This is a genomic window from Slackia sp. CM382 (assembly GCF_000293015.1).
GTDB lineage: Bacteria > Actinomycetota > Coriobacteriia > Coriobacteriales > Eggerthellaceae > Slackia > Slackia exigua.
Genome location: NZ_ALNO01000019.1, coordinates 132,677 through 139,947 on the forward strand (window position 1 = coordinate 132,677; position 7,271 = coordinate 139,947).

The 7,271-nt window shown below is 60.4% G+C and carries 7 protein-coding genes; 3 read left to right on the plus strand and 4 right to left on the minus strand.

From position 1 onward, the window contains the following. Positions 1-310: 310 nt before the first annotated feature. Positions 311-1,435, plus strand: a complete 1,125-nt coding sequence (locus HMPREF1155_RS08460; protein WP_009079197.1) for an esterase family protein — start codon at positions 311-313, stop codon at positions 1,433-1,435. A gap of 190 nt (positions 1,436-1,625) precedes the next feature. Here HMPREF1155_RS08460 and HMPREF1155_RS08465 read toward each other — a convergent pair whose 3' ends face one another. The 4 genes from HMPREF1155_RS08465 to HMPREF1155_RS08480 are packed head-to-tail and all read right to left on the minus strand — an operon-like array spanning position 1,626 to position 4,721. Then, entirely contained in the window at positions 1,626-2,780 is a 1,155-nt protein-coding gene (locus HMPREF1155_RS08465) for an ABC transporter permease (protein ID WP_006362574.1), read from the minus strand. Next, positions 2,777-3,499: an ABC transporter ATP-binding protein gene (locus tag HMPREF1155_RS08470; protein ID WP_006362575.1), complete on the minus strand. Its 723-nt coding sequence runs from the start codon at positions 3,497-3,499 to the stop codon at positions 2,777-2,779. Before HMPREF1155_RS08470 ends, HMPREF1155_RS08465 begins: the two co-directional genes overlap by 4 nt. An 8-nt stretch (positions 3,500-3,507) precedes the next feature. Continuing rightward, positions 3,508-4,425, minus strand: a complete 918-nt coding sequence (locus HMPREF1155_RS08475) for an efflux RND transporter periplasmic adaptor subunit (protein ID WP_009079204.1) — start codon at positions 4,423-4,425, stop codon at positions 3,508-3,510. A 26-nt stretch (positions 4,426-4,451) separates the two neighbouring features. Continuing rightward, on the minus strand, positions 4,452-4,721 hold the full coding sequence (locus HMPREF1155_RS08480; RefSeq protein ID WP_009079216.1) for a hypothetical protein: 270 nt from the start codon (positions 4,719-4,721) through the stop codon (positions 4,452-4,454). Between the two features lie 287 nt (positions 4,722-5,008). Between HMPREF1155_RS08480 and HMPREF1155_RS08485 the strand changes: the two genes are divergently transcribed. Then, positions 5,009-5,686, plus strand: a complete 678-nt coding sequence (locus HMPREF1155_RS08485) for a response regulator transcription factor (protein WP_009079164.1) — start codon at positions 5,009-5,011, stop codon at positions 5,684-5,686. Then, complete coding sequence (locus tag HMPREF1155_RS08490) at positions 5,686-7,041, plus strand: cell wall metabolism sensor histidine kinase WalK (RefSeq protein ID WP_009079153.1); 1,356 nt, start codon at positions 5,686-5,688, stop codon at positions 7,039-7,041. Before HMPREF1155_RS08485 ends, HMPREF1155_RS08490 begins: the two co-directional genes overlap by 1 nt. Positions 7,042-7,271: the final 230 nt, after the last annotated feature.

Here is a 7,271-nt window from a genome sequence, read left to right on the forward strand (position 1 = left end):
TGGGCTTCATGATGGCGCTGGATTTATCGAAAGTCAATAAAAAATTATCGATAAACGATAATTAATGAAGAATCAGAAAGGAGCGTGGAGGGAAAAGCCGGGTTGAAGCCGGCATAGGCGTCGGTGCATGTTCGCTCGCCAGCGCTGCAGCTCCAACAACGCCGGCAGCCGCCATGGCGGATCCCTTCAAGAATCCGCATCATTCTCAACGGTTTGATGAGGGAATCATATATTCGCCCCGATGTTCCCCGCGGCGGCGCATCCTGAAGTTTATCGTCGAAGAAACGATATGCCACTCAAGGAGACTCAGATGACGAACCCGACTGCTCGCGCGATGTCTCGTGCGGAATTTCTTGCGCTGATGGCCGGCACGGCCGTGCCGGCGGCCCTTGCTCTGTCCGGCTGCTCCCTTCCCGCGCCTTCAGATCCCCCTTCGGGGGATGGAAGAGGAATCTTCTCGCCCGAGCCGGCGCCTGTAGAGCCTCTTGCTCCCGTGCGCGATGAAGTCGATATTCCCGGTGCGCTTGAAGATGTTCCGTCGTCGTATTTCGATCCTTCGAACGAGCCGGGAACGCTTGAGCGCTTCTACTACGACACGAACACCTACGACGACGAAGCGCGCGACATGGAGAAGCTCGCCATCGTCTACCTGCCCTACGGGTACGATCCCGACGATGAGGAGATGCGCTACAACGTGCTGTATCTCATGCATGGCGCGAGCGGAAGCGAAAGCTCCTACTTCGGCACGCCCGAGGAGCCGTACGGTGATAAGTTCCTGCTCGACAGCATGATCGCGCAGGGCGACATGAATCCTATGATCGTCGTATGCGTTTCGTACTATCCGGATAACATCGAACAGGATAACGACGACTACGATGCCGCGCTGACCAAGAGGTTCGGGTATGAATTGCGCGACCTGGTTCCCCAGTTCGAGACCCGATACAACACGTACCTGGAAAGCTCGGACGACGAGGACATCGTTGCATCGCGCGGCCACCGCATCTTCGGCGGCTTCTCCATGGGCGCCGTGACCACGTGGTATCGCATGACCGACTCGATGGATTGGTTCGAATACTTCTTCCCGATGTCGGGGTCGCTCTTTTGGAGCTCCGAGATGTATACCGAGCGACGAAGCGCTGAATGGACTGCCGATTTCCTGGTCGATTCCATCGACGATCAGGGGTATGGGCTCGATGACTTCTTCGTCTTCACGACGACGGGGTCGCTCGATTTCGCCCTCGGGGGCCTCGATCTTCAGGTGGGGAAGCTGCGGAAGCATCCGGATTTCTTCGTCTTCGATGACGATGCGGAAAACGCGACTCGGGTTGCGCCGAACGCAGCGTATCGCGTCGCGGCCGGATACTCGCACGATAGCGACGGGCGCGACACGTACATCTACAATTGCCTGCCCATCTTCAGCGAGCTGATGGGATGATTTCGGCCGCATGTCGGTATGATTGCTCATGCAGCCGGATTTTCCTTATTGCTTGCATCGATAGAGCCTAAGCAGCGTTGCCCCTGTTTACACCAAGGCTATGCATGAAGAAGGGGAGGATGGACGTCGTTGGCGTAACGTCCATCCTCCCCCCTGCGGCCGGCTCGCGCCGTGCCTTCGACGATGCGTTTTAGTGCAGAGCGTCGATGGGATTGAGCCGTGCGGCTCGATACGAGGGAACCAGCCCGAAGATCAGGCCGATCGCGATACTCGTGCCCGCCGCGATGACCACGATGCTCGGCGAGGGCGAGAAGGGCATGCCGGTCTTCGCCGCCGCCAGCCCGAAGGCCAGGCCGCCCGCGATGCCGACCGTGCCGCCCATCAGGCTGATGATGAGCGCCTCGGTGAGGAACTGCCCCATGATGTCGATGCGGCGCGCTCCCAGCGCCTTCTTGATGCCGATTTCGCGCACGCGCTCGGCCACCGAAACCAGCATGACGTTCATGACGCCGATGCCGGCGACGATGAGCGAGATGCTCGCGATGCCGCCCAGAAGCGCGGTCATGGTCTCGTTGACCGATGACGTGGCGTTCAGAAGCTCGTCTTGGGTGTTGACCGTGTACGAGTTGACGTTGAGCTTCTTGTCCTTGGCGAAGTACGAGTTCATGTCGTCCTTCGCTGCATCCACCTGACCGTCCTGGGCCTTTGCATAGGCCTCGTTGAACGTCGGGGCGGCGCCGAGGTCGTTCACGACGCTTATGGGAAGCGCCACGAGATTGCCGGTATCCAGGCCCATGGACTCGCCTTTGGACTTGATGACACCCACGACGCTGTAGATATCGCCGTTGATCTTGAGGGTCTTGCCGACCGCCTCGGAGGTGCCTCCCAGCTCTTTCGCGATCTTCTCGCCTACGATGCAGACCTTGCTCTTGTTGTCGCGGTCGACGGCAGAGAGGTTGCGGCCTTCGGCAAGATCGAGGTTGCGGGCCTCGAGGTAGTTCTCGTCGGTGGCATTGACGCTTGCCTGCGTCAGCTTCCGATGGTTCACGGAAACGTCGGCATTGATGTTCTTGGACGGCGTCGCCGTGGCGATGTGCTCTTTCGCCCGGATGTTCTCGATGTCGCTGTAGGTCATGTCGCCGCCGCTATAGGTGAAAGCGGAGATGACGTTGCCGCCGAGCGATTGGATGCGTTCCGCGACCTGCTTGTTCGAGCCGTCGCCGATGCCTACGAGCACGATGACCGACGCGATGCCGATGATAAGGCCCAGCATGGTGAGGGCCGTGCGGAGCTTGTTGCGCATGACGTTTAGAAACGACTCGCGCAGCATCTGGATGAGCTTCATCGCCGGACCTCCTTCTCTTCATGCATATGGCCGTCTGAAATGGCGACCCTGCGTTTGGTCCTCTTGGCAAGGTCGGGGTTATGGGTGATGAATACGATCGTCTGACCGGCTTCGTTCGAGGTTTCGAGAAGCTGCATGATCTCTTCGCTCGTGTGGGAGTCCAGAGCGCCGGTCGGTTCGTCGGCGAGCAGGATCTCAGGTTCGCCCGCAAGCGCGCGGGCGATGGCCACGCGCTGCTGCTGGCCGCCCGAAAGCTGGGCGGGCAGGTGGTGCGAGCGGTTGCCCAGACCCACGCGTTCGAGCTGCGCGCGAGCGCGCTCCCCGGCCTCTTTGGGCTTGAGCCCGCGATAGAGCAGGGGGAGCCGCACGTTCTCGAAGGCATTCATCGTGGGCAGAAGGTTGAAGTCCTGGAACACGAAGCCGATCGTCCGGTTGCGGATGCGTGCCGCTTCCGAGTCGGACAGCGAGGTGGTGTCGCGTCCTGCGAGGTAGTAGCTCCCCTCGTCAGGCACGTCGAGAAGCCCGATGATGTTCATCAGCGTCGACTTGCCCGAGCCCGAAGCTCCGATGACCGAGACGAATTCGCCTTTGGCCACCTGGAAGTCCACCCCGTCGAGCGCATGCACGCGCTCTTCGCCCATGAGATAGGTTCTGCGGATGCCGCGCATGTCGATCATGAGCTTGTCGGATGCGGTCGTTTCGTTTCTAGGGGAATCCATGGGTCCCCCTAGTTGGTCGCGGCGGCGCCTGCGCCTGTGGTGGCCGCGTCCATGCCGTCGGCAGATCCGCCGGCTTCATTGAGGACGACCTTGTCGCCTTCCTTCACGTCGCCTGAGATCTCGACGATCTTGCCGTCGGACACGCCGGTGGTGACGTTCTTCTCGACGGTGGTGCCGTCTTCTTGCACGACCGAGACGGTAGAGCCTTTGTCGGTGGTCTTCACGGCGCTCACGGGAACGGTGAGGACGTCCTTCGCTTCGCCGGTCTTGATGCTCAGGTTTGCGGACATGCCGATGAGGATGTCGCCGTCTTCATTGGGGATGGAGACCGTGACCGTGTATTTGGAGCCGGACGCGTTGTAGCTGCCCACCTGGTTGATGGATTCGACCGTGCCCTTGACCACGTTGTTCTCGTCGCCTCCGATAGCGACGTCGACCTCCTGGCCTTCCTTGATCTTGGCGATGTCGGCTTCGCTGACCGCGATGTCGACGTTCATGGTGTCGACGCGGGTCACCTGCAGATAATGGTCGCTCGTGACGGCCTTCTTGCTCTTAGGCACGTTCTTCTCGGTGACGACCAGGTCGTACGGAGCTTTCAGGGGCTTGCCGTAGGTGTAGTCGACGAGTTCGTCGTCCTCTTCGACGCGCGTGTTCAGCTCAGGAACGAATTCCTTGAAGTAGCGCTTCTTGTCGAGTTCGAGCTTGGCGGTAGCGGAGCCTTTGATCTCGCCCGGGCCGGTGACCTTCGACTCGATGGTGCCCTTCTGCACCGTCGCGGTGGTCTGCTGCATGGCGGCCTGCTCGTCAGGCTGCGGCTGGGTCTTGTCCATGAACGGCGTGGCTCCTCCTGCGAGCCCCCAGACGAGCACTCCCAGAACTGCAACCAGGGCGATGACGATGAGGGATTTCCCGATTGTCTTACTCATTCTTTCTTCCTTATCCGGGCAGGGGCCTAAGACGCCTGCGTGGTCGAGCCTGCGCTTGCGCCGGCCTCAGCGCCGCCGTTGCCGCCCTGGTCGCCGTCATTCTTGACGATCTGGACGCCCTCGGGCGGGTTGTTGGGGTCGATCTCGAGGCTCTGCTGCGCCTGGGACTGGTCCTTGTTCGGGTCGACCGCCTGCTGGATGCCCGAGTTCTTCACGGCGAAGAGCGCACCGGCCACGGCGATGGCGGCGATGAGGGCGATCACGATCCACTTGAACGATGACTTCTTGGTATTCATAACGTGCTCCTTTTCCTTATCGTTCATAACGAAGCTGTCTTGCATGGCTAGGCGATTGTAGGGAAGGCATCCTTAAAGCTTCCTTAAACCGTCCATGCGTGAACGGGAGCCGTGCGATCGGGTCCGATCCGCGCATGTCCGAGGAGGGTTCGCTCGTTCATGCGCGGAGGCGCCGGTTCCGATGGGGCCGTGGGCATTCCGAACGCGATCGGTTCGCGCGCGCATGGAAGCCGCAGCGCGATGCTATAGTCGAATCGAATATGCCGACGCTTGAGCGAAGGAACGCGATGGACATTCTTATAGTCGAAGACAACCGCCGGCTGTCCGACGCCATGAGACGGGCGATCGAGCCTGCATACGGAGTTCAGCAGGCCTTCGATGGCGACGAGGGATACTTCTACGCCAAAGACGGGATCTACGACCTTATCGTGCTCGATCTCATGTTGCCGGGAATGAGCGGCTACGACGTGCTTGAGAAGCTGCGCGCCGACAAGGTGACCACCCCCGTGCTCATACTGACGGCCATGCGCGGCGTCGATGAGAGGATCCGGGGCCTGCGTGCGGGTGCCGACGACTATTTGACGAAACCATTCGCGAAAGACGAGCTGCTTCTGCGCATCGAGGCCATCCTGAGGCGCTGCACGGATTCGTTCGAGCGCAAGGAATTCTCGTTCAAGGACCTGGTGCTGTATCCCGATATGCATGCCGCCTACGTGGGAGGCGCCGAGGTCAAGCTCAAGGGTCGTCAATACGACGTGCTCGAGTTCCTGGTGAGCCGCAAAGGCCAGCTCGTGTCGAAAAGCCAGATATTCGATCGGGTTTGGGGCTTCATGTCGGATACGTCGACGAACGTGGTCGAAGTGTACGTGAGCGCCGTCCGAAAGCAGCTCAAGCCGTTCGGATACGATGTATATCTGCAAACCGTTCGCGGTGCCGGATATCTGTTCGGGGAAGGCGGCGCGTGATGGCGACGCGTGCCGAACAACGGTATTTGAACAGGGAGCTCGTTCGGAGCACCGTCATATTCTTCGTCGTGCTCGCCTGCCTGCTGCTCGTTCTCGGCTTCTTCATCTATCGCCAGGTGAGCACCAACCTTTTCCAAGGTATCGACGAACAGCTTCAGCTGGCCCAGCTTTCGTTCGAGAAGGATGAGCCGTGGGAAGGGGCCGATCCTGCGGGAGTTGCGTCCGACGGCGCGTCGAAGGGGAATGACAGCTTCGACGTCGGTCTCGGCGGGTTTTCCGGCGACCTCTTCGCGGCCATGGAGCGGAATGTGGGAGAGAACCCCCAGCTCATATTCGTTATTCGGTCGCTCGACGGCTCCATTCAGAGCGGCATCGCCCTGTACGAGGTCGAGCCGGACTACCTCGATGACATTCCGTTCGACAAGAAGGATCTCGACGCGCCGCGCTTGCGCATCTGCAACGGCCATAACCTTCGCACGGTCACGTCGGCCGTCCAGAACGACGATGGCGTGACGGTCGGATACGTCCAGGTCATTGCCAATGTCGATTCGGAAATGGGCATTCTCGACACCTTCACCAGGACGATGGCCGTCGGGTTCGCGATCGCGCTCGTCCTGGCCGCCGCTGCAAGCTATCTGCTTTCGCGTCGCATGATCAGGCCGATCGCCCGATCTTGGCGCAAGCAGTCCGAGTTCGTCCAGAACGCGTCGCACGAGCTGCGGACGCCGCTTTCGGTCATCAAGACGACCCAGGAGCTTTTGCTCGAGCATCCGAACGACCGCATCATCGATCATTTCGAGGGCATTGCCGCGACGATAGACGAATCTGATCGCCTCGCGCGCCTCGCAGGAGACCTGCTTGCGCTCACCGCGCTCGATGCGGGCGATGCGGAGCTTGAGAAGGAACGCCTTTCCCTCGACGAGCTTGCGGAGGCCATGGCTTCGACGTATCGAGAGTATGCCGAGCTCAAAGGGCGGAAGATCGACGTGAGCGCTGAGAGCGGGGCCGTGGTGTCGGGAGATTGCGCCAAGCTGCGCCAGCTGCTGGCGATCGTGCTCGATAACGCGATCAAGTACACCGAAGAAGGGGATTCCATCAAGGTCGAGACCGCGCTTGAGGGCCATCGCGCGCACGTTCGCGTGGCCGATACGGGAATCGGCGTATCGGCCGAAGACGTCGAACGGGCCTTCGACCGCTTTTATCGGGCCGATAAGGCACGCGAGGCCGGTGGCGGACGCGGACTGGGGCTTGCCATCGCCAAGGCGATCGTCGATGCGCATGGCGGCGCCATCGGCATGGTTCCCAACCCTGCAGGCGAAGGCACTTTGGTGGAAATCATCCTTCCGACGGAATAGACGGACATCGGCCAAGGGATATGCCGCCGGATCTTCGCGTGAAAGTGAGGATATCGGCGTATCTACGTCGAAAAACTATCGGATCGGTCGAGAATTTCATTGCCAGGCGCCTCTGATTAGGCGAAAATGATTCCTATGTATGTACAGGCCGCCTTGGAGCAAATCTCGGCGGCTCTTCTGCGTTCGCAGGGAGGAACACAATGCATCAGAACCGTACGACGGGCGGGGCC